This is a genomic window from Planktothrix sp. FACHB-1355 (genome assembly GCF_014748295.1).
Taxonomy (GTDB): Bacteria; Cyanobacteriota; Cyanobacteriia; order Cyanobacteriales; family Aerosakkonemataceae; genus Aerosakkonema; species Aerosakkonema funiforme_A.
This window is the reverse complement of the sequence record NZ_JACJUP010001224.1, coordinates 1-2,029: the sequence shown is the minus strand read 5'-3', so window position 1 is coordinate 2,029 and position 2,029 is coordinate 1. Positions and strand designations below refer to the sequence as shown.

The following is a 2,029-nucleotide window of genomic DNA, read 5'->3' as shown; positions in this document are numbered from 1 at the left end:
ACGCTCTTCCGATCTGCCGGAATTGTTGGACTTCCTAACGTTGGTAAATCCACCCTATTCAATGCCTTGGTTGCTAACGCCAAAGCCCACGCCGCTAACTTTCCATTTTGTACGATCGAACCCAATGTCGGTGTTGTGGCGGTGCCGGATGAGCGGTTAAACGTTCTGCGTCAAATGTCGGATTCCGCACAAATTGTACCCGCTCGCGTCGAGTTTGTCGATATCGCCGGTTTGGTGAAAGGCGCTAGCCAGGGGGAAGGACTGGGCAATCAATTTTTGTCCCATATACGGGAAGTGGATGCGATCGTCCAAGTGGTACGCTGTTTTGAAAATGATGATATTATCCACGTCGCCGGTTCTGTTGACCCAGCGCGAGATATTGAAATCATCAATTTGGAATTGGGTTTATCCGATTTGGCACAAATCGAACGCAAGATCGATCGCACGCGCAAAATGGCTCGTACTAGCAAAGAAGCCCAGATTGAATTATCGGCATTAGAAAAATTAAGCGTCGTATTAAATGAGGGTAAACCAGCTCGTCAAGCCAGCTTAACTGAAGAAGAAGCTGAATCGATTAAAGGTTTGGGTTTGCTCACAGGCAAACCGATCATTTATGCTGCCAACGTATCTGAAGACGATTTGGCAACTGGCAATAAATATGTAGAACAGGTGCGTGAAATAGCCGCGCCAGAAAAAGCGCAAGTAGTAATTGTTTCCGCTCAAGTTGAATCGGAATTAGTTGAATTACCAGAAGCAGAAAGGGCAGAATTTTTAGTATCACTTGGGGTAGAAGAAGGCGGACTGAAATCTTTGATTCGCGCCACTTACGAACTTTTGGGATTGCGTACTTACTTTACTACTGGGCCGAAAGAAACTCGCGCTTGGACGATTAAAGCGGGTATGTTCGCACCGCAAGCTGCCGGTGTAATTCACACCGATTTTGAACGCGGTTTTATTCGCGCCGAAACAGTTGCTTATGAAGATTTGGTAAAAGTCGGTTCGATGAATGCTGCCAAGGAGAAAGGTTTAGTTCGCAGTGAAGGAAAAGAGTATTTGGTGCAGGAAGGCGATGTGATGTTGTTCCGGTTTAATGTGTAAAGTTTTCGCTCATACAGTTTTTGTAGTGAACGTAGAAATTTATCTAATCGTAGGGTGGGTTAGGCACGGGAGATAATTTCAGCACTTTCAACCAATAATTTAGTTGCCGTGCCGTAACCCACAAATCGCACTCAAATGTTAAGACAAACGAACATTTTCCCCATACATCTGAAAAAGCCTATTAGACTAAGGATTAAGGAGGTATCGAATGAATACTAATATTAATGTAGACAAAATTATGGATTATGTAGCTGAATCTATTTTAGACCAATATTATTTTTTATTAACTGATGAATTTTTGGTAAAAGATGGACAAATTGACACTGTTATAGTGAGTAGGATTCAGAATGAATCTATTGAGGTTTTTATTGAATTAAAATATTTTATATTAAGTACAAGAATAGGAAAAAATCCGTTTTTAAAAGCTAAAGACTTAGACGTTTTTACCAAAACAATATTACGGTATCAAGACCTAATTGGAGGAGCAGTTGCAGAAAAATTAGGAAGAGATATTAAAAATAAATTAAAAAATGCTAAACAAAAAATAGAAGAAGCGAAAAGGTTTTGTTTAAAGCCAGTATATGAAGAAGAGGATAACAACCAAGATGGTATAGAATCTATACAAAAATTCCAAAAAGCGCCATCAAAAATTCAGCCGCTACGTTCAGAATGGGATAATGTGTATTTAGAAGGCAAAAGCCAATTAAAAAATGAATTTACGGAATATTTTCGATCCTATTGGTATAAAATATTGAAAATATTTAATAAAGCTGAATCTTCTCTAGAAGAAGCTTTTTTAATTGGTATAATTGCTTACGAACCCTTTGGCCAAAATTTCTTGACAAGTGATAGTATTTTTGATTCTCAGGTAAAACTAAATAAATATAGATTAGATTTCGTTTATAAGGAAGAGGTACGAAATATTAAGATA

At 38.7% G+C, this 2,029-nt stretch carries 2 protein-coding genes; both read left to right on the top strand.

The window, feature by feature from the left end:
- The first annotated feature begins 21 nt into the window (after positions 1-21).
- Entirely contained in the window at positions 22-1,098 is a 1,077-nt protein-coding gene (gene ychF / locus H6S82_RS31020; RefSeq protein WP_191057318.1) for a redox-regulated ATPase YchF, read from the top strand.
- A gap of 208 nt (positions 1,099-1,306) precedes the next feature.
- The coding region (locus H6S82_RS31015) for a hypothetical protein (RefSeq protein ID WP_191057317.1) at positions 1,307-2,029 on the top strand (723 nt) is incomplete at its 3' end.